A 19,388-nucleotide genomic window follows, 5' to 3' on the forward strand; every position below is an offset into this window, starting at 1 on the left:
TGGAGTGACTCACCTCAATACCGGAACTCCGCTTCTGTTTGCCTGAGCGACACACCCCTCGACAGCCGCCACAACGCCTTAACCGAGCGACGTTGAGGCTAGCCCCGGCGTGCCAGCGGGCGGCTCGCGGGCGAGCCGAGCCGACAGAGGTTGACGTGCGCCGATCTTGCACTTCAGGCCATCGATATGCGCGTCTTGCCACCTTCGCCGGGGGCCAAAAGTGCAAGATCGCGAGGGGTGGGGTGGGGTGGGTCAGGTTGTTGGGGGGCGGACCGGGGGGGCGGTCAGTGAGTCCACCGGGCGCGGCGGCTGAGCGGCGCCCGGTCCGGTGTCGGACGGCGGGGCGAGCGGGTCGGGCCGGGCGACCCCGCCGAGGCCGGACCGCTCGGCGGCGATCTTCTCCTGGAGGCGCAGGATGCCGTGCAGCAGCGCCTCCGGCCGGGGCGGGCAGCCGGGCACGTAGACGTCGACGGGGATGAGCTGGTCGACGCCCTTGGTCACCGAGTACGAGTCCCAGTACGGGCCGCCGCAGTTGGAGCAGGCGCCGAACGAGATGACGTACTTCGGCTCGGGCATCTGGTCGTAGAGCCGCTTGATCGCCGGGGCCATCTTGTCGGTGACCGTGCCGGAGACCACCATCAGGTCGGCCTGCCGCGGGCCGTGGGCGAACGGGATCACGCCGAGCCGCATGAAGTCGTGCCGGCCCATGCTGGTGGCGATGAACTCGATCGCACAGCAGGCCAGGCCGAAGTTGAACACCCACAGCGAGTAGCGGCGGCCCCAGTTCAGCACGAACCGGATCGGCTCCCCCAGCACTGCCGGCAGCTGCACGACCGTCCCCTTCCGCTCCCCCGCCAGTCAACCACAGCCGCCGCCGGTGCCGGCCGGGGCGACCCTTCGGTGCGCCGGCCGGCGCGGCAGGCCCTCAGGACACCGGGCGTAACAGCAGGTCCTCAGTACGCCGGGCGTTGCAGCAGGCCGACGAACTCGACCAGCAGCCGCTCCCGCACCGCCGGCGGGGCGGCGTTCAGCAGGGCGTTCACCGGCGCCATCCGGTCCGGCGCCCCGCCCCCGCCGACCAGGCCCAGGCCGGCGGCGAGTCCGGCGACCAGTTCCGGGGTGAGCGCATCGGGGGTGAGCGCGGCCGCGAGGGCGGCCAGCTCCCCGGGCAGTTCGAGCGGGCCGGCTGCCCGGGCCGCCGCCACCGCCTCGGCCAGGTCCGCGCGGAACTCCGCCACCCGGGGGGCCACCGCGGCGGTCACCGTGAGGTGCACGCTGGCCGGCAGGTCGCCGTGCGGTCGGAGATCCGGCCGACGACGGGGTTGATCAGTACGTCCCACGCCTTCGGCAGGAGCACCAGCAGGGCGCCGAGCCCCGCCGCGACGCCGAGCGTGTCGGTCAGGTACGGCAGGAGCAGCAGCCCCGGCACGGTGTTGAAGGCCCCGGTCGCCAGCGAGCCCAGCGCGAACCCGGTGTGCACCCGGCGCGGCAGCCGCCCAGACCCGTCCATGGGGCCGAATCGTACTCACGTTGTGTGCCGGGTCACACCCCCTCGTTCGGGGACCAGCAGGCTGCCGACATGTCCACCCTGGACGGGCGCAGCGGGCAGCCCTCCGCCCGCAGTCGGGCCCGCGCCTCGACCTCGTGCCCGGGCGGCAGCCGGCCCGCCGCGTTCACCACCCGGTGCCACGGCACCCCACCGCCGTGCCGGGCCATGATCGACCCGACCAGCCGGGCGGACGCCCGGCCGGAGCGCTCGGCGAGCGCGTCGGCGACCGCCCCGTACGACATCACCCGGCCCGGCGGGATGCGCTCGACGAGTTCCAGCACCGCCTCGACGTACTCATCAGGTGTCATGAGCTGCCACGATATGGGAACGCCACGGGGCCCGACGGACCCGAGCGCGCAGAATGGGCGGGTGCGCGAAGCAGTCACCTCAGCCCGGAGGATCGTCGTCAAGGTCGGCTCGTCCTCGCTGACCACCGCGGCCGGGGGGCTGGACGACGCGCGGGTCGACGCGCTGGTCGACACGCTGGCCGCACTCGCCGCCGACGGCCGCGAGGTGGTGCTGGTGTCCTCCGGGGCCATCGCCGCCGGGCTCGCGCCGCTCGGGCTCACCCGGCGCCCGCGCGACCTGGCCACCCAGCAGGCCGCCGCCAGCGTCGGCCAGGGCCTGCTGATCGGGCGGTACGCGGCCGGCTTCGCCCGGCACCGGCTGACCGTCGGGCAGGTGCTGCTCACCGTCGACGACGTGACCCGGCGGGCGCACTACCGCAACGCGTACCGGACCCTGCGCAAGCTGCTCGACCTGCGCGCGGTGCCGATCGTCAACGAGAACGACACGGTGGCCACCGAGGAGATCCGCTTCGGCGACAACGACCGGCTCGCCGCCCTGGTGGCGGCGCTGGTGCACGCCGACCTGCTGGTGCTCCTGTCGGACGTCGACGCGCTGTGGACCGGCGACCCGGCCCGGCCGGAGTCCACCCGGATCGCCGAGGTCCGCGACGCACGCGACCTGGCCGGGGTCGAGATCGGCGGCGCCGGCCGGGCCGGGGTCGGCACCGGCGGCATGGTCACCAAGGTCGAGGCGGCCCGGATCGCCACCGGCTTCGGCATCCCGGTGGTGCTCACCGCCGCGTCCCTGGCCGCCGGGGCGCTGGCCGGCAAGGGCGTCGGGACCCTGTTCCACGCCGAGCGGCAGCGGCCCGCCGCCCGGCTGTTCTGGCTGGCCCACGCCACCACGCCGCGCGGCCGGCTGCACCTCGACGAGGGCGCCGTCGCGGCGGTGGTACGCCGGCGCAAGTCCCTGCTGCCGGCCGGCATCACCGCCGTGGACGGGGCGTTCACCGCGGGCGACCCCGTCGACCTGGTCGACGCCGGGGGCGCGCCGGTCGCCCGGGGACTGGTCAACTACGACGCGGTGGAGCTGCCCGGGCTGCTCGGCCGCTCGACGGGCGAACTGGCCGCGGCCCTCGGCCCGGCGTACGAACGTGAGGTCGTCCACCGCGACGACCTGGTGCTGCTGTAGGAGGAGTGCAGGATGAGCGTGGTGGAGCAGGCGCGCCGGGCGCGGGACGCGGCGGAGGCACTGGCCGTCGCCACCCGTACGGTGAAGGACGCCGCACTGGTGGCGATGGCGGACGCGCTCGTGGCGCGTACCCCGGAGATCCTCGCCGCGAACGCGACGGACCTGGCGGCCGGGCGCGAGGCCGGGCTGAGCGCGGCCGTGCTGGACCGGCTCGCCCTCGACGCGGGCCGGGTGGCCGGCATCGCCGACGCGCTGCGCGAGATGGCCGCGCTGCCCGACCCGGTGGGCGAGGTGGTCCGCGGTTCGACCCTGCCCAACGGGCTGGAGCTGCGGCAGGTCCGGGTGCCGTTCGGGGTGGTCGGCATCATCTACGAGGCCCGCCCCAACGTGACCGTGGACGCCGCCGGGATCTGCCTGAAGTCCGGCAACGCGGCGCTGCTGCGCGGCTCCTCCTCGGCTGCCGGCTCCAACGCCGCGCTGGTGGCGGTGCTGCGGGACGCGGTCGCCTCGGCCGGCCTGCCGGCGGACGCGGTGCAGCTGCTCGACGCCTCCTCCCGCGACTCGGTCAAGGAGCTGATGCGGGCCCGGGGCCTGGTGGACGTGCTGATCCCGCGCGGCGGGGCGTCGCTGATCCGCACGGTGGTCGAGGAGTCGACCGTGCCGGTGATCGAGACGGGGGTGGGCAACTGCCACGTGTACGTCGACGCCGCCGCCGAGGTGACCAAGGCCGTCGCGATCACCCTGAACGCCAAGACGCAGCGCCTGTCGACCTGCAACACGGCCGAGTCGCTGCTGGTGCACGCGGGAGTCGCGGACGCCTTCCTGCCGCCGGTGCTGGCGGCGTTCGCCGAGGCCGGGGTGACGGTGCACGGCGACGCCCGGGTGGCGGCGTACTCGGACGCGGTGGTGCCGGCCACCGAGGAGGACTTCGCCGCCGAGTACCTGTCGGCCGACATCTCGGTCGCCGTCGTCGACTCGCTCGACGCGGCGGTCACCCACATCCGCCGGTACGGCACCGGCCACACCGAGGCCATCGTCACCGACTCGGCCGGCGCGGCCCGGGAGTTCGTGGCCCGGGTGGACGCGGCGGCCGTCATGGTCAACGCCTCGACCCGCTTCACCGACGGCGGCGAGTTCGGCTTCGGCGCGGAGATCGGCATCTCCACCCAGAAGCTGCACGCCCGGGGCCCGATGGGTCTGCCCGAGCTGACCTCCACGAAGTACGTGGTGACCGGCGACGGTCACCTGCGGGGGTAAGGAAGGCGGGCGGGCAGCCCGGTCAGCGGCAGGCGCGGATGGCGGCGAGGGTCGTGTGCACGTCGAACTGGGGCCCCTCGTCGCTCTCCCAGCCGCCGTCGCTGCGCTGGGTCTCGGCCAGCCGGCGGCGCGCGGCGACCAGCGTCCAGTGCTGCTCGTCCACGCCGACGCGGCGCAGGGTGGCGGCCAGCCAGGCGGCGTTGGCGGGGGAGATCCCCGGCAGCCGGTCGGCCAGCACCACCTGGATCCGGGCCGACTCGTAGAACATCTCCTGCCGGTGCAGCACCGCCGCGCTCAGCCAGCCCGTCGCCAGGTACGACGGCCAGCTCCCGTCCGGGTGCAGCTGGCCGGCGAGCGCCTGGGCGGCGGCGTGCACCACGCCCGCGTACGCGCCGCCGACCCGGTGGTCGAGCGGCCCGGCGGCCCGCGCGTCCAGGCCGGCGACGGTCAGCCAGAAGCCGGCGTTTGCGGTCAGGTAGAGGCGGGCCTCCGGGTCGCCCGGCCGGGCCCACTCGGGGGCGGCGTCGGCGAGGGCCGGGTCCTCCTCCCAGCCGCCGTCGGGCTGCTGGCGGGCGGCCAGCCAGTCCAGCGCCCGGCGGGCGGCCGGGCGGCCGAGGGCGCCCAGGTCGTCCAGCTCCGCGAGGCGGAAGCAGGTGGCGTCGACCGAGGCGACGTCGCCGGCCCAGACCGCCGGCCAGCCGCCGCCGGGCAGCTGGCCGACCTCGACGGTGTCGAGCAGTTCCGGGGGCGGCGCGGCACCCGTGCGCAGCCAGGAGAGCCGGGCGCGGTCCACCGCGTCGCCGTGCGCCACCACGAAGCCGATAGCGGCGTCCAAGTCGACCACGGCGGTCACGCTACCGGCGCAAACGCGTCCCCACCTCGGACGGTCGGACGACCGACAGCTGCGAAGAGGGGCCCCTCCCGTACCGGAAGGGGCCCCTTTCGGGTCAGTACGCGGGCAGGGAGGGATCGACCTGCTTGATCCAGGACAGCACGCCGCCCTGGACGTGCACCGCGTCCCGGAAGCCGGCCGCCTTGACGGCGGCGAGCGCCTCGGCGGAGCGGACCCCGGACTTGCAGTGCAGCACGATCTGCCGGTCCTGCGGCAGCCGCGACAGCGCGGCGCCGGAGAGGATCTCGCCCTTGGGGATCAGCGTGGCGCCCGGGATCCGGACGATCTCGTACTCGGCGGGCTCGCGGACGTCGACCAGGAAGATGTCCTTGCCGGCGTCCTGCCAGTCCTTGAGCTCCAGCGCGGTGATGGTCGCGTCGACCACCGCCTCCTGGGCCTCCTCGGAGACGGCGCCGCAGAAGTCCTCGTAGTCCTCCAGCAGGTCCGTGACCGTCGGGTTCTCGCCGCAGAGCGCGCAGTTCGGGTCCTTACGTACCTTGATCTTGCGGTACGTCATCTCCAGGGCGTCGTAGACCATGAGCCGGCCGACCAGCGGCTCGCCGATGCCGGCGAGCAGCTTGATCGCCTCGTTCACCTGGATCGAACCGATCGACGCGCAGAGCACGCCGAGCACGCCGCCCTCGGCGCAGGAGGGGACCATGCCGGGCGGCGGGGGCTCCGGGTAGAGGCAGCGGTAGCAGGGGCCGTGCTCCGCCCAGAACACCGACGCCTGGCCGTCGAACCGGTAGATCGACCCCCAGACGTACGGCTTGCCGAGCAGCACCGCCGCGTCGTTGACCATGTACCGGGTGGCGAAGTTGTCGGTGCCGTCGACGATCAGGTCGTACTGGGAGAAGATCTCCCGCACGTTGTCGCGGTCCAGCGCGGTGTTGTGGATCTCGACGTTGACCAGCGGGTTGATCTCACGGATCGACGCGGCGGCGGACTCCGCCTTGGACCGGCCGACGTCGGAGACGCCGTGGATGATCTGGCGCTGGAGGTTCGACTCGTCGACGGTGTCGAAGTCGATGATGCCCAGCGCCCCCACGCCGGCGGCGGCCAGGTACATCAGGGCCGGCGAGCCGAGGCCGCCGGCGCCGACACACAGCACCCGGGCGTTCTTCAGCCGCTTCTGCCCCTCGACACCCACGTCGGGGATGATCAGGTGGCGCGAGTATCGGCGGATCTCGTCTACGGTCAGCTCGGCGGCGGGCTCGACGAGCGGGGGCAGCGACACGGTGGGACTCCCCGGGATCGACGGACGGTGAACCGCGCCATTGTCACTCGTCGGGGGGCCTGTCGGCCATGAGCAGAGACACGTCGACCGACATGCGGGAGCGGGAATACGTCAGATCCCGCCGACCGGCTCGCCCTCGTACCGCCGTCCGTCGAGGTAGGGCCAGGGATTGGCGACACAGCCGTCCAGCCCGTACGTCTGCTGCTGCATCACCGGCGCGGGCGCCCCGGGCCCGGGGCAGGCCTGGTGCACCTCGCCGAGTTCGTGGCCCACCTCGTGGTTGACCACGTAGGTCCGGTAGACGTCCAGCGGGGCGCCGTAGTCGGGGACGGCCTCCATCCACCTGGCCAGATTGATGATCACCTGGCCGGGCAGCCGGCAGGAGGTGTACCCGTCGGTGGTCAGCCCGCCCAGCGCGCACATCCGCTCGGAGGTGGCCGGGGTGGCCAGGTAGACCGTGAAGTCGGCCGCCCGGTCGGCCACCCGCTGCAACCGCAGCTCGCCGGAGGCGATCCAGCTGCGCGGGTCGCCCAGCACCTCGTCGACCGTGGCCGCGAACGCGTCCGCGTCCTGCCCGACGCCGTTCTCGACGGCCACCCGGTAGCGGCGCAGCGGCCCGCCGCCGCCCCGGACCGGCGACTCCCCCTCCGCCCCGGCGAACTGCCCGGCCCCGCTGCTCGGCCAGCCGCGCGACGCCGCCCGGTCGGTCGCCCCGGCCGGGCCGCTCGCCCCGGACTGCCGCGCGACGTGGGTCGCGTGGGGGCCGGCCGGGCCGGACGCCGGCCCGCCGCCGAGGACCAGGGCCGCGCCGGCGCCGACCGCCACCAGCGCCGCGAGGCCGCCGAGCAACGTACGCCGGCCCGGCCGCCGCGCGCGGGTGCCGCCGTCCGGGGACGGACGGGCGGGACCGGACGGGCCGGGATGGGACGAGAGGCTCATGCCCTCAGCGTGCCAGGCGAACCGGGACGTATCAGGGCCGTTCCGACGCATACCGCGAAAATCACTCGGATTGGCGGCGGCCGGTGAGAGCGGGTGACCGGTCAGAGCGGCGGGCCGGTCAGAGCGGCGGGCCGGCGTACCGGCGGCCGTCCAGGTACGGCCACGGGTTGGCCACGCAGCCGTTGAGGAACAGCGTCTGCTGCATCATCACCGGCGCCGGCCGGCCCCGCTTCGGGCAGCGCTCGTGCCGGTGCCCCAACTGGTGCCCCACCTCGTGGTTCACCACGTACGTCCGGTAGACCGACAACGGCACCTTCGCCGACACGTAGTGCGGCACGGAGCTCCGCCAGCGGTCCAGGTTGATGATCACCTTGCCCGGCCCCCGGCACGACGTGTACCACCGGCCGCCGACCCGGACGTCCACCCCGACGGCCAGGCACATCCGGCCGGCCGTGCGGGCGGTGGCGAGGTAGACGGTGAAGTCGTGCCGGGCGTCGCCGGGCACCCGCTGCAACCGCAGCCGGCCGCTGTCCACCCAACTGCCCGGCCCGGTCAGCGCCTCCTCCACCGCCGTGCCGAAGGCGTGCACGTCCTCGTCCGAGCCCTCCTCGACGGCCACCCGGTAGTGCTGCAGCGTCCCCGACTCGCCCAACACCGCGCCGGCCCGGTCGTCGTACCGGAAGCGGCCCGAACCGGCCGAGGGCACCGGGCCGGGCAGCCGGAGCACCGGCGACGGTTCCACCGGGTCGGGGCTCACGGACGGCGACGCGGCGGGGGTCGGTTCCAGCGACGGGTCGCCGAACTGGTCCGCCGCGGCCACCACCTCGTTCTCGGCCGGCGGACGGTCCGCCGCTCCGGCGTCCAGCGCCGGACGGGCCAGCAGCAGCGCGGCACCGGCCAGCAGAGCCGCGGCGAGCGCAACCAGTGGAAGCACGGTCCGACGCCGCCGTCGGGCGGCCGGCCTGGTCGGTTGGTAGGTGGCCGTCGGACAGCCGTGACGGCGGCGGGGCGCGGACATCCCGGTCAGCCTGTCACGTCGCTCCGCACGGCGCTGTCCTCCGTTCCGGCGAGCTGCGTCACGCTCCCCTCCACCCCGGCGAGCCGCGCCATGCTGCCTTCCGCCCCGGCGAGCCGCGCCATGCTGCCTTCCGCCCCGGCGAGCCGCGCCATGCTGTCCTCGACTGGTTGTCCGGCGGCCTCGGCGAGCAGCCCGAGCACCGCCCGGGCCACCGTGCGGGGCACCTCGAGCTGGGCCACGTGCCCGACCCCGTCGAGCATCAGCAGCCGGCTGTCCGGGATCATCCGGGCGGCCTGCGGGGCGACGCGCACGTCGACCAGCCGGTCGTGCGTACCGCCGATCACCAGCGTCGGCACGCGCACCGCCGCGGCGAGCCGCCACAGCGACCCCGACCCGGGCAGGTACGCGCGCAGGAAGCTGGAGACCAGACCCCGGAAGGTGCGGACGTACGCGGCGGCGTGGTGGGCGGCCTGGTGGCGCACCCGGATCTCCTCCAGCACCTCCTGCCGGCGCTGCTCGCTGATCCGGGTCAGGTCGGCCACGCAGGACTCCATCACCTGCTGCGCCATCACCTCCGGGTCGAGCCGGGCCAGGTGCCACGCGGCCAGGCGTTCACCCCGCGGCACGGCCAGCAGCGGCAGCATCCGGCCCTGCAGCGAGCGGCGGAAGTCGAGGAACGGCAGCGCCGGGGAGACCAGCGTCAGGGTGCGCACCAGGTCGGGGCGCAGCGCCGCCACCCGTACGGAGATCGCCCCGCCCAGCGAGTTGCCGAACAGGTGCACCGGCCCGCGGCCGGAGTGCTCGATCCAGCGGACCACCCGGTCGGCGAAGGCCGGGACGGTGTACCGCTGCCCCGGCTCGCTGTGCCCGAACCCGGGCAGGTCGATGGCCTGGCCGTCGAGCCGGCCGGCGAGCAGCCCCGCGAGGTCGGTCCAGTTCTGCGACGACCCGCCGAGGCCGTGCACGTAGAGCGCCGGCTCCGCCCCGGCGGCGGTGGCCGGGGTGTCCCGGACGTAGGTGACCGTGCCGTCGAGGCGTACCTCCCGGCCGGGCCAGGGCGGTGGGGTGCCGTGCTCCGGAAGGAGATGCTCCGGCCCGAGGGTGGCGCGCTTCATGCCCCCAGTCTGCCCGGGCGCGACCGGCCCGGCAGGCCGCCGCTCCCGCCGCGACCCCGCCATGCTCACAGTCAGGCGAGCAGCGCCTCCAGCCGCCGGTTCACCGCCGACAGGGTGGCCCGGACGATCGCCTGCCGCGGGTCCCCGGCGACCAGCGCCGACCCGGCGAGCTGCTCGACCCAGCCGTGGCAGACCAGCAGCACCACCACGGTCGCGACCTCGCAGTTGCCGAACGGCAGCACCGCCGCGTGCTCGACGAAGCACCGACCCCGGTCGGCCACCGGCTCCCCGCCGCGCAGCAGCTGGTCCACCGCCGCCGCGGCGGCGACCGCGCAGAGCCGCAGCACGTAGCCGTCGACCGCCGGCCCGGTGGCGTACCCGGCCGCGTTCTCCGTCCCGGCGAGGAGGCGGACCTCCACGTTGGCGTCCAGGCCGAACGTGCTCACCTGGACGTGGTCGATCACCACGCGGGGCCCGGGCACGCCGCCGGTGTCCAGCGGTCGCGACGGCGCGGTCTCCGTCGTGGTCAGCTGCCCGCCCGAGTACGAGGCGGCGAGCGTCGCCGGGCTGCCGGTGGCGGCCCCGGCCGGGGCGGTCGCGACGGCGGGCGGGAGCTGACCCGGCTCCTCCACAGCGGCCCGGCCCCTGGGCACGACCCCCTGGCGGCGCCGGCGCGGCGGGTCCCCCGGGGTGTCGGCACGGCGCTCGACGCGGGTGGGCGCGTCGGTGCCCGTACGGCCCTCCCGGCTCCCGGTCCGGGCCTCGGGGCCTCGGTTGTCGGCCCGCGGCTCGGCGGTGCGCCGACGCACGGGCGGGGGCGGGCCGCTGGGCCGCCCGGGGACGTTCTGCGGGGCGGCGGCCAGCCCCATCCGCTCCTGGAGCAGTCGGGCCACCAGCCGGCTGACCTCGGCCGCGTCCGCGCCGTCGGCGAGGTCGAGCCGGAGGCTGTGCGCGCCGGCCGGCGTACGCCGCAGCGAGGCGTCCCGCACACCGGCCACGCCCCGGACGGCGTCGAGGATCGCGTTGACGTCGAACCCCTCCGGCCGCTCCTGCGGCGGGGCGGGCTCGTCGTCGCGCCGCAGGTGGGTGGCGATGCGGGCGAGTTGGGGGGCTTCGGCCGGAGGTTGCCCGGCTGACGGCTCCGGCCCGACGGGCACGTCCGGCTCGGCGGGGACGCGCTGCGGCAACGCCGCCTGGGCCAGGTCCCGCCGCTGGTCCTCCTCCGCCGGCGTGACCGGGGCGGTCGGGTCGGGCGCGGACCGGCGGGCCGCGTACGGGGGTGTGCTCGTCGGGGCGGACGCGGGGAAGCCCCGGTCGGGCCGGCCGGGGACGGGTTCGGCGGCCGGCCCGGCACCCGTGAGGGTCGGCGGGTTGCCGGACAGGTCGGTGGGCGGCGTGTCCTCGGGAACCCGGCGCAGGCGGAACGGCCGCACGGCGGGCACGTCGGCCGGGTCGACCGCGGCGGCCGGGTCGCGCACGGGCGGGGGCGGGCCGGCCGGAGCCGACGGGATGCGCCTTCCGGCCCAGGCCGGCCGGTCGACCGGCTCCGGGTCGGGCTGGGCGGCGGGCTCGTACCCGGGCCGCGAGTCGGGCTCGGTGCGGCCGACTTCGTACCCGGGCCGCGGGTCGGGCTCGGTGCGGCCGACTTCGTACGGCCGGGCGGCCTCGGCGCGCAGCGGCTGGTACGGCCGCGTCGGCTCGCCCCGGTGCGGCTCGCTCCGGGTCGGCTCGCCGCGTGCCGGTTCGTATCCCCGGCCCGGCTCGGGCTCATATGCCCGGTCCGGCTGGGATTCGTGCCCCCGGCCCGGCTCCGGCCCGTACGCCCGGTTCGGCTCCGGCTCGTACGCCCGGCCCGGCTCCGGCTCGTACGCCCGGTTCGGCTCCGGCCCGTACGCCCGGTTCGGCTCCGGCCCGTACGCCCGGTTCGGCTCCGGGGCCCACCCGGGAACCCGGTCCTCGCGGGACCGCCGGCCGACCGGCTCGCCCTCGTCGCGGGACCGCCGACCGACCGGCTCATCCCCGTCGCGGGACCGCCGACCGACCGGCTCATCCTCGTCACGGGACCGCCAGCCAACCGGCTCGTCCGCACGGGACCACCGGCTCGCCTCGTCGTCGCGGGACCGCCGGCCGACGGGCTCGTCCTCGTCGCGGGACCGCCGGCCGACGGGTGTGGCCTCCTCGCGGGACCAGGGCGGCGCCCAGGCTCCGCCCCAGCTCGGCCGGTTCCAGTCCGGGCCGGCCCAGCCCGGCTCCGGCGGCGTCGCGCGCTCGTCGGCGGCGGGCGGGTACCCGGCGCGGTCCTCCCCGGCGGGATAGGCCGGGCGGTCGTGAAGGGACGGGTAGGCGGACTCGGCGGGCGGACCGACGCGCGGGTCCGGCTCGTCGGGCGGCAGCCGGTCCGTCCAGCCGGACGCGGCGCCGGCGGACGGCCCGGGCTCCTGGCCGGACCGTTCGGCGACGGGGGCGTGCAGGCCGGGCGGCACCTCGAAGCCGGACGCGGCGGTGCCGACCGGCGGTACCTGCACGGCGGGCGGCGCGGAGGACGGGATACCCGGGTCCGACCAGCGGCCGGCACGGGACGCCGGCGGCTCCTCGGAGGCGTGTCGGGCGGGACCGTCCGCCTCGGCGACGCCGTGTGGCGGGCCGGCCGAGCGTTCCACGGCCGGGGCGGGCCGCTGGGCCGGGACGGCCAGCCGGTCGCCGTCGGTCTCGCGGACCGGCGGCGCGCTGACGGGGGTCTGGCGGACCGGCGGCGCGCTGACGGGGGTCTGGCGGACCGGCGGCGCGCTGACGGGGGTCTGGCGGACCACGGACGGCTCCTGACCGGCCCGGCTCACGCCGTTGTCGTGCGGGTGGCCGTTGATCCGGGTCGGCGGCTCCGCGTCCGGGGCGGGCAGCGGAGCGGGCAGGTCACCGTGGCGCGGCGACGAGGCCGCCCAGCCGGAGGCCGCCTCGGCCCGCCGCCACGGCAGGCCCTCCCGCGGCCCGGCGGCGTCGCCGTCGCTGGCCCACTCGGCCGCCGAGGGCGCCCACCCGTTGCCGGAACGGGCCAGGTCATCCTGCTGACCCGTCCCGTCGCCGTGCTCTCCCGGGGTGGCGGCACCGGGTTGCCCTGTTTCACTCACCGCGCGCTCCTTGGTCGCCCCCGCTGAGGCTACCGTGTGGTGACAGTGGCGATAAGTTACAGCGGCGGGCCAATTCCGGCCGGGCTCCACCGACCCCGACCGGTTCGTGGGAAAAGTGCCGGCTCGTACGAACAAACTCGGAGGTTCCCAATGTCGGCTGTGGGGAACGGCGCTCAGACCGCCGGCCGGCCCACGCGCCTGCCCCGTTCGGCGCGGCGCAAGCAGCTGCTCGCGGCGGCGCAGGAGGTGTTCGTCGCGCAGGGCTACCACGCGGCCGCGATGGATGACATCGCCGAGCGGGCGGGAGTCTCCAAGCCGGTGCTCTACCAGCACTTCCCGGGCAAGATGGAGCTCTACCTGGCGCTGCTGGACACGCACTGCGACGCGATCGTGGCCAAGGTCCACGACGCGATGCGCGGCACCAACGACAACAAGGAGCGGGTGAGCGCCTCGGTCCGGGCGTACTTCGACTTCGTCGACCACGAGAGCGAGGCGTTCCGCCTGGTGTTCGAGTCCGACCTGCGCAACGATCCGGCCGTCCGGCAGCGGGTGGAACGGGTGGAACAGGGCTGCATCGCGGCGATCACCGACACGATCATCTCCGACACCGGGGTCAGCCGGGCACACGCCGAGCTGCTCGCCTCCGGGCTCGTCGGGGCGGCGGAGACGGCGGCGCAGTTCTGGCTGGCCGGCGGGCGGCAGGTGCCCAAGGCCGAGGCCGAGGCGCTGGTCGCCGCCCTGTCCTGGCGCGGGATCGCCAGCTTCCCGCTGCAAGGTGAGTCAGCCTGAACATCCGGCCCCGAGATCGGATAGCCTTCCCACGGCGGCTTTTTCGCCCCAGTTGAGGAGGCACCGTGGAGGTCAAGATCGGCGTGCAGTACGCGCCGCGCGAGCTGGTTCTGGAAAGCGCGCAGTCGCCGGCCGAGATCGAGCAGATCGTGACCGACGCCCTCGCCAACGGGGAGGGGACGCTCTCCCTCACGGACGAGAAGGGCCGTCGGGTCGTCGTGCCGGTCGGCAAGGTCGCGTACGTCGAGATCGCCGAGGCGGCGCCGCGGGCGGTCGGCTTCACCGTCCGCTGATCCGTCCAGTGTCCGGGGCGGGCGGTCCGGACGCACCCGCCCCGGACACCGCCGCCTCGGCCGGCCCGTGCGGACACGGCGTCACACCCGCCCCCGGGTCGCCCGGTCGCCGGCGACCAGGCACCACCGTCGACCCCGGCACCACCGCCGACCCCGGCACCACCGCCGACTACCGGGCAGCAGCGACGGTCAGTTGTTGAGGCCGACGGCGGTAATCCGCTCGGTGTGCGCGGCGGTCAACCGCCCGAACAACTCCTGCGCGTCGACCCGGCCGCCCCGGGCGACGAGCGCCGTGAGCGCGCCCCGGTCGGCGGCGGCGACCCGCCCGGCCTGCGAGAGCGCCTCCCCGACCAGCCGCCGCGCCCACATCGAGAGCCGGTTCGCCGCCCGCGGGTCCGCCCGCAGCGCGGCCCTGATCTCTGCGGCCGCGAACTCGACGTACCGGGACTCGTGCAGCACGTCGAGCACCAGCCGCCGGTCCGGCTCGTCGAGCGCGTCGGCGACCTCCCGTAGGAAGTCGTCGCTGATCGCGTCCCCGACGTACGCCTTGGTGACCGCTTCCAACCAGTCCTTCGGCTCGGTCGAGTCGTGGTACGACTGCAGCGGCTCGACGTACGGCGTCATCGCCTCCTCTGGCGGCACGCCGAGCGCGGCGAGCCGGTCGGCGAGGCGCCGGAAGGTGCCGATCTCGGCGGCGGCCATCTCGCTGAGCGTGGCCCGGCGGCGCAGGTCGGGTGCGAGCCGGGCGTCGGCGGCCAGCCGGTCGAAGGCCAGCAGCTGACCGAAGGCGACCAGACCGAGCAGGTCGACCACGGCGGGGCGGTGCGCGTGGGGGTCGGACACGAGCGCAGGCTACCGCCTGCAGCAGATCCCCGAACCCGACAGCGGAGAGTGACGCAGCTCACGATCGACGGCCCGGGTCGCCGGGGCCGATCCCCGGAACAGGGACGACGTCCACGTGGTTCAGGTAGTATGTAGCAGTTGCCGTGGGCCAACGACCTGGTCGAAGTACCGATCGAAGTCCCGCTCACGGCGCGCGTGCGGCCCGGTCCGGCTCGGCGATCCCCGCCCCCGACCGTGTGGCCCGCGCCATTACCGATCGCGCCCTGAGGACAGAAGGGGCGCACCACGAGAGGGCACCCCTAAATCCATATGAGCGAGCAGATTTCCGATCGTACAGGCGGCCAGGCCCTGGCCCCGACCGCTCCGGTCCGTCCGGAGGCTCCCACCTTCGCCGCGCTCGGCGCCCGCCCCGAGACCGTCGAGGCGCTGGCCGCGGCCGGCATCACCCGCGCCTTCGCCATCCAGGAGTACGCGCTGCCGATCGCGCTGCGCGGCAGCGACCTGATCGGCCAGGCGCCGACCGGCACCGGCAAGACCCTCGGCTTCGGCGTACCGCTGCTGGAGCGGGTCTTCGCGCCGTCCGAGGGCGGCGACGGCCTGCCCCAGGCGCTGGTCGTCGTCCCCACCCGCGAGCTGGGCCTGCAGGTCGCCAAGGACCTGGACACCGCAGGCCGGACCCGGGGCGTCCGGGTGCTGCCGATCTACGGCGGCGTCGCGTACGAGCCGCAGATCGAGGCCCTGCGCAGGGGCGTCGAGATCCTGGTCGGCACGCCCGGCCGGCTGCTCGACCTGGCCAAGCAGAAACACCTGCGGCTCGACCGGGTGCACGCGCTGGTCCTGGACGAGGCCGACCGCATGCTCGACCTGGGCTTCCTCGACGACGTCGAGAAGATCCTGGCGATGCTGCCGGAGGACCGGCAGACCATGCTCTTCTCGGCGACCATGCCGGACCCGATCGTCGCGCTGTCCCGGCGCTTCCTGCGCCGCCCGGTGACGATCCACGCCGGGCACACGGCCGAGACCGGCCCGTCGCCGCAGACCACGCAGCTGGTCTACCGCACCCACTCGATGAACAAGTCGGAGATCGTGGCCCGCATCCTGCAGGCGCAGGGCCGCGGCCTCACGATGATCTTCACCCGGACGAAGCGGGCCGCCGACCGACTGGCCGAGGACCTCGACTTCCGGGGTTTCGCGGTGGCCGCGGTGCACGGCGACCTGGGCCAGGGTGCCCGCGAGCGGGCGCTGCGCGCGTTCCGGGCCGGCAAGATCGACACCCTGGTGGCCACCGACGTGGCCGCCCGCGGCATCGACGTCGGCGGCGTCACCCACGTCATCAACTACGACTGCCCCGAGGACCAGGACACCTACACGCACCGGATCGGCCGCACCGGCCGGGCCGGCGCCACGGGCGTCGCGGTGACCTTCGTCGACTGGGACGACATGCCCCGCTGGCGGATCATCGACAAGACGCTCGGCCTGGACATGCCCGAGCCGCCGGAGACGTACCACACGTCGGCGCACCTCTACACCGACCTCGGCATCTCCCGCGACGTCACCGGCACGCTGCCGACGGCGGAGCGTACCCGGGCCGGGCTGGCGGCCGAGGTCGAGGAGGACCTCGGCGGCCGGTCGCGGCACGGCGAGGGTGGCGGCCGGGGCTCCCGGCGTGGGGGACGCCGCCGGGAGCGGTCCGGCGGGACCACGGGGCCGGACGCCGAGGCGCCGGCCGAGGCGGCGGAGGGCACCCGCACGCCGCGCCGCCGGCGTCGCCGCCGGGCCGGCGACGTCGTGGCCGACGGCGAGCCGACCGCGGTGATCGCCGAGCCCGCCGCGAGCGAGGCGGCTACGGCCACGGTTGAGGGCGAGCCGGCGAAGCCGCGCCGCCGCCGGCGCCGCCGGGGTGCCGGATCCGGCGCCGGTACGCCCGCCGGAGCGACCGCCGACTGACGACCGCGCAGCACGCGTCGACATCCCCCGTCCCGGGCCACCCGGGGCGGGGGATGTCCCGTTCCCGGGGTCGGATGCCCTGGCGCTGCCGGTCCACCTGAACCCGGGAGTCGCTACGGCCCGGAGAATCCCCGCGTCGTCCCGGCCGCACGGCGGACCGGGCGGGTCCCGGCACGGGGGCGGCGCCGCGGACGGCCCGCGCGGGGCGCTCAGTGGCGGTCGCCGTTGCCGCCCCGGTCCGCCCGCCCGCTGGGGGTCCTCCGGTCGAACACCGACACCCGCTCCCCCGCGCCCCGGGTCGGCGACGGTTCGGCCTCGGGGGACACCGTCGGGAAGGGCACGATCTTGCCCGGGGCCCCCACGTCGCCGGTGCCGCCCGCGTTGCCGGCCGCGGCGAAGGCGTTCCAGGAGATGCCCACCAGCAGCCGCCTCAGTTCGGCGTGCCGGATCGCCGCGTTGTGTTGCAGGGCCAGCCGGACGCCGAGCACCACGCCCACCAGCGTCGTGGTGGCCGCGCCGGTGGCGGCGAGGACGTGCGCTCCGCCGACGTCGGCGGAGCCGACCACGAGGACCAGGAGCCAGGCCCAGAAGCCGGCGGCGAAGACGCCGGCCTTGGCCACGAAGAAGAGGCTGACCGCACCCGGACGGTACGGCACCGGACGGCGCGCGTCGGCCATGGTGCTCCTCATCGGCGCGCCCGGCACGACGGACGGCCACGGACGGTTGAGGGACGGGCACCGAGCCTAGTTGACGTACGGCAAGCACCGGCAGTGGCCGATCCGGCACCCAGGGGAGGGTCCGGCGCCCGCCCGCGTTGCCGATCGGGCGGCCGGCACGGGCGGGACGGACGCTCGCTTGCATCCGCCACCCGTGGTACTACCCTCGAAGGGCACCGCCCGGAAGGAAGACCCAGCAGGGATGACTTCGCCAAAGGTTTCGCCGCAGATGGCCTTCGCGCGTTTCGTACGACGCGCCATCGACGACGCCCGCGAGGAGCGCGGCTGGACCGTCAGCGACCTGGCGACGCACACGGGGGTGGGCCGGTCCACCGTCTTCCGGTGGCTGGCCGGCGACTGGCACGACTACCCCGAACTGGCCAAGGTGCGCGGCTTCTGCACCGCCCTCGACCTGCCGGTGACGGCCGCCTTCCGGGCGCTCGGCCTGCCCGACACGAGCCACGCGCCGCGTCGGCCCGCCGACGAGACGCCGGTCGAGGCCGACGTCCGGGTGATCCTCCAGCGGCTGGCCGACCCGGCCGTGCCGGCCGAGGAGAAGCACCACATCCGCGACCTGCTGCGGTACCTGGCCCGCCGCCCGATCCGCCGCGCCGGCTGACCCGCATTCCGGTCGGCCCGATCCCGACCCGCAGCGCAAACCCGGCGGAGGGGCCACCTCGCGCGACGGGATCGCCGGCTCGTTCGGAATGGCGAGAATGATGCGCTCGGGCGAGGGCAGTCCGTGCTGCTCGGTCGCGGTCCGCTCGATCACGCGTCGGCCGCTGCCCAAAACAGCTATGAAGAGAACATACGGAGCGAATCAACCCGCCCGGCTTAGGATGGTCCATTCCATGCCGCCGACGTGGCGGGGCAAGCCGGAGATCTTGGTAAGAATCGGCCCCTCCAGGGGCCATTTGGCACCAAGATCTGGAAGAGCCCGGAGCGCGCGGATCGAACGGCCGAAGCCGATCTCGGAAAGTCGAAGCGGGGTTGCACCCATGTCGCCGACCGGGACGGACCGGGTGGGGCCCGCCCCCACCGCAACCCACCCCCACCGTGCCTTTGTCGCGGCGCCGGAACCATGCACAAGACCGACAGCCGGTCAGGGCACGGCTAGGGTGAACTCGGCGGTCCGCACCACCCCGTCGACCTGGAAGTCCAGGTAGAGCCGGTACCGGCCCGGCCCCGGCACGGTCAGCTGGAACGTGATCCCGTCCCCGGGCGGCCCCGCCTCCGGGTGGACGTGCAGGTAGCCCAGGTCCCCCTCGCGCAGCGCCACCAGGTGCCCGTACGCGCCCAGGTAGCGCTCCAGGGTCGGGGTGGAGTCGCCGGCGCGCACCTGGAAGCGCAGCGGCCGGGTCACCCCGATCCGGGGCTCGCCGGACCAGTTCACCGTGAACCCGTCCACGGTCGTCGTCGTGGCGGGCGCCGGCAGCGGCCGGGGCGTGTATCCGCCCGGGACGGCCAGGTCGACGCCGAGGGTGAGCGCGGTCTGCCCGCCGTCGTCGGTGACCACGGTGAAGTCCGCGTACGCCCGCCAGGCCCCGCCCTGCGGCAGGGTCAACGGGATCGACCAGGTGCCGTCGGCCGCCATCGTCGGGTGCAGGTGCCGGTAGCCGGTGAGGTCCCGGCGCACCACGATCAGGTGCATCGGCTTGTCGTGCACGACCGCGAACCGGGTCACCGGCCGGCCCTGGACGTCGCGGACCTGGAACCGGAACTCGCCCGGCCGCCCGGCGGCGAAGCCGTCCGACAGCGGGGCCAGTGTCCAGCCCCCCGAACTGACCGCGAGGCCGCCGACGTCGGTCGCGCCGCCTGCGCCGGCGGGGGAGCCGTGATCGTGCGCCCCGGTGCCCGGCGCGTGGGTGTGGTCGTCGGCCGCGACGGCCATCGTGGCGGGGTCGGCCGGCGGCGGGTTGAGCCGCCCGAGCCCGAACCCGAGCAGCACGGCGAGCACCAGCCCGCCCACCACCAGCGCGAGTCGCAGCGTGCCCCGGTCCACCAGCAGCCCGGGCGCGTCCGGCGCGGGGACGGCATCGGGCGCCGCGCCCGGTCCCGCGTCCGGCGCGGAGTCCGGTCCGCGGGCCGCGTCCGGCGCGGGGGCGGTACGCGGCGCGGGGGCGGCCTCCGGTGCCGACGGGTCAGGCACCGCCGCCGCCCTGCTGATCGGTCATGGGGCCCACGGTACC

At 75.6% G+C, this 19,388-nt stretch carries 16 protein-coding genes and 3 pseudogenes; 6 read left to right on the plus strand and 13 right to left on the minus strand.

The genetic code is table 11. The features are described from left to right. Positions 1–252: 252 nt before the first annotated feature. From ACGFIZ_RS14395 to ACGFIZ_RS14410, 4 genes and pseudogenes are all read right to left on the minus strand, one after another. Complete coding sequence (locus ACGFIZ_RS14395) at positions 253–831, minus strand: NADH-quinone oxidoreductase subunit B (protein WP_393419288.1); 579 nt, start codon at positions 829–831, stop codon at positions 253–255. 122 nt (positions 832–953) lie between these two features. Further along, a pseudogene (locus ACGFIZ_RS14400) lies at positions 954–1,286 on the minus strand (aspartate aminotransferase family protein); the annotation flags it as partial. Positions 1,287–1,291: 5 nt separating this feature from the next. Continuing rightward, a pseudogene (locus tag ACGFIZ_RS14405) lies at positions 1,292–1,510 on the minus strand (MFS transporter); the annotation flags it as partial. Between the two features lie 32 nt (positions 1,511–1,542). After that, positions 1,543–1,857, minus strand: coding sequence for an MGMT family protein (locus tag ACGFIZ_RS14410; RefSeq protein WP_393419290.1), 315 nt, complete (start codon positions 1,855–1,857; stop codon positions 1,543–1,545). Between the two features lie 61 nt (positions 1,858–1,918). Between ACGFIZ_RS14410 and proB the strand changes: the two genes are divergently transcribed. Together proB and ACGFIZ_RS14420 are read left to right on the plus strand one after the other, a co-directional pair. After that, positions 1,919–3,028, plus strand: a complete 1,110-nt coding sequence (proB, locus tag ACGFIZ_RS14415; RefSeq protein ID WP_393419292.1) for a glutamate 5-kinase — start codon at positions 1,919–1,921, stop codon at positions 3,026–3,028. A 12-nt stretch (positions 3,029–3,040) separates the two neighbouring features. After that, complete coding sequence (locus ACGFIZ_RS14420; RefSeq protein WP_393419294.1) at positions 3,041–4,285, plus strand: glutamate-5-semialdehyde dehydrogenase; 1,245 nt, start codon at positions 3,041–3,043, stop codon at positions 4,283–4,285. Positions 4,286–4,307: 22 nt separating this feature from the next. Here the strand turns inward: ACGFIZ_RS14420 and ACGFIZ_RS14425 are convergent, their stop codons facing one another. The 6 genes and pseudogenes from ACGFIZ_RS14425 to ACGFIZ_RS14450 all read right to left on the minus strand — a co-directional run bounded on the left by ACGFIZ_RS14425 (position 4,308) and on the right by ACGFIZ_RS14450 (position 12,611). Then, the gene (locus ACGFIZ_RS14425; RefSeq protein WP_393419296.1) at positions 4,308–5,129 is read right to left on the minus strand and encodes a prenyltransferase/squalene oxidase repeat-containing protein; all 822 of its coding nucleotides are present in this window, start codon (positions 5,127–5,129) and stop codon (positions 4,308–4,310) included. A 103-nt stretch (positions 5,130–5,232) separates the two neighbouring features. Further along, positions 5,233–6,414, minus strand: coding sequence for an adenylyltransferase/sulfurtransferase MoeZ (gene moeZ, locus ACGFIZ_RS14430; protein WP_393419298.1), 1,182 nt, complete (start codon positions 6,412–6,414; stop codon positions 5,233–5,235). Between the two features lie 111 nt (positions 6,415–6,525). Continuing rightward, on the minus strand, positions 6,526–7,353 hold the full coding sequence (locus ACGFIZ_RS14435) for a DUF3152 domain-containing protein (RefSeq protein ID WP_393419300.1): 828 nt from the start codon (positions 7,351–7,353) through the stop codon (positions 6,526–6,528). A 118-nt stretch (positions 7,354–7,471) separates the two neighbouring features. Beyond that, a complete protein-coding gene (locus ACGFIZ_RS14440; protein ID WP_393419302.1) occupies positions 7,472–8,287 on the minus strand; it encodes a DUF3152 domain-containing protein in 816 nt (271 codons plus the stop codon). A gap of 260 nt (positions 8,288–8,547) precedes the next feature. Next, positions 8,548–9,486: pseudogene (locus ACGFIZ_RS14445) on the minus strand (alpha/beta fold hydrolase); the annotation flags it as partial. A 71-nt stretch (positions 9,487–9,557) separates the two neighbouring features. Next, positions 9,558–12,611 (minus strand): hypothetical protein, encoded by a 3,054-nt coding sequence (locus ACGFIZ_RS14450; RefSeq protein ID WP_393419304.1) that lies wholly within the window; start codon positions 12,609–12,611, stop codon positions 9,558–9,560. Between the two features lie 150 nt (positions 12,612–12,761). Here ACGFIZ_RS14450 and ACGFIZ_RS14455 point away from each other — a divergent pair, with 150 nt between their 5' ends. Together ACGFIZ_RS14455 and ACGFIZ_RS14460 are read left to right on the plus strand one after the other, a co-directional pair. Further along, positions 12,762–13,400 carry a TetR/AcrR family transcriptional regulator gene (locus tag ACGFIZ_RS14455; protein WP_347667618.1) on the plus strand — a complete coding sequence of 213 codons (639 nt, stop codon included), beginning with the start codon at positions 12,762–12,764 and terminating at the stop codon, positions 13,398–13,400. Between the two features lie 65 nt (positions 13,401–13,465). After that, positions 13,466–13,693, plus strand: a complete 228-nt coding sequence (locus ACGFIZ_RS14460) for a DUF3107 domain-containing protein (RefSeq protein WP_347667617.1) — start codon at positions 13,466–13,468, stop codon at positions 13,691–13,693. Between the two features lie 189 nt (positions 13,694–13,882). Here the strand turns inward: ACGFIZ_RS14460 and ACGFIZ_RS14465 are convergent, their stop codons facing one another. Further along, positions 13,883–14,536, minus strand: coding sequence for a ferritin-like fold-containing protein (locus tag ACGFIZ_RS14465; protein ID WP_393419306.1), 654 nt, complete (start codon positions 14,534–14,536; stop codon positions 13,883–13,885). Positions 14,537–14,845: 309 nt separating this feature from the next. On the opposite strand from ACGFIZ_RS14465, the gene ACGFIZ_RS14470 reads away from it, so the two are divergent. Beyond that, positions 14,846–16,483: a DEAD/DEAH box helicase gene (locus tag ACGFIZ_RS14470; protein WP_393419308.1), complete on the plus strand. Its 1,638-nt coding sequence runs from the start codon at positions 14,846–14,848 to the stop codon at positions 16,481–16,483. 209 nt (positions 16,484–16,692) lie between these two features. Here ACGFIZ_RS14470 and ACGFIZ_RS14475 read toward each other — a convergent pair whose 3' ends face one another. Then, entirely contained in the window at positions 16,693–17,160 is a 468-nt protein-coding gene (locus tag ACGFIZ_RS14475) for a hypothetical protein (RefSeq protein WP_393419310.1), read from the minus strand. 241 nt (positions 17,161–17,401) lie between these two features. Between ACGFIZ_RS14475 and ACGFIZ_RS14480 the strand changes: the two genes are divergently transcribed. Then, a complete protein-coding gene (locus ACGFIZ_RS14480; RefSeq protein ID WP_393419312.1) occupies positions 17,402–17,818 on the plus strand; it encodes a helix-turn-helix domain-containing protein in 417 nt (138 codons plus the stop codon). Positions 17,819–18,301: 483 nt separating this feature from the next. Here the strand turns inward: ACGFIZ_RS14480 and ACGFIZ_RS14485 are convergent, their stop codons facing one another. Then, a complete protein-coding gene (locus ACGFIZ_RS14485; RefSeq protein ID WP_393419314.1) occupies positions 18,302–19,348 on the minus strand; it encodes a hypothetical protein in 1,047 nt (348 codons plus the stop codon). Between the last annotated feature and the right edge of the window lie 40 nt (positions 19,349–19,388).

It is taken from the genome of Micromonospora sp. NPDC048830, assembly GCF_043198215.1.
Lineage (GTDB): Bacteria > Actinomycetota > Actinomycetes > Mycobacteriales > Micromonosporaceae > Micromonospora.

Excerpts from the sequence above, each read along its gene's own strand:
- ACGFIZ_RS14410 (WP_393419290.1), bottom strand. The coding sequence starts at position 1,857 with ATGACACCTGATGAGTACGTCGAGGCGGTGCTGGAACTCGTCGAGCGC.
- ACGFIZ_RS14420 (WP_393419294.1), top strand. The coding sequence starts at position 3,041 with ATGAGCGTGGTGGAGCAGGCGCGCCGGGCGCGGGACGCGGCGGAGGCA.
- ACGFIZ_RS14435 (WP_393419300.1), bottom strand. The coding sequence starts at position 7,353 with ATGAGCCTCTCGTCCCATCCCGGCCCGTCCGGTCCCGCCCGTCCGTCC.
- ACGFIZ_RS14455 (WP_347667618.1), top strand. The coding sequence starts at position 12,762 with ATGTCGGCTGTGGGGAACGGCGCTCAGACCGCCGGCCGGCCCACGCGC.
- ACGFIZ_RS14470 (WP_393419308.1), top strand. The coding sequence starts at position 14,846 with ATGAGCGAGCAGATTTCCGATCGTACAGGCGGCCAGGCCCTGGCCCCG.
- ACGFIZ_RS14475 (WP_393419310.1), bottom strand. The coding sequence starts at position 17,160 with ATGGCCGACGCGCGCCGTCCGGTGCCGTACCGTCCGGGTGCGGTCAGC.
- ACGFIZ_RS14480 (WP_393419312.1), top strand. The coding sequence starts at position 17,402 with ATGACTTCGCCAAAGGTTTCGCCGCAGATGGCCTTCGCGCGTTTCGTA.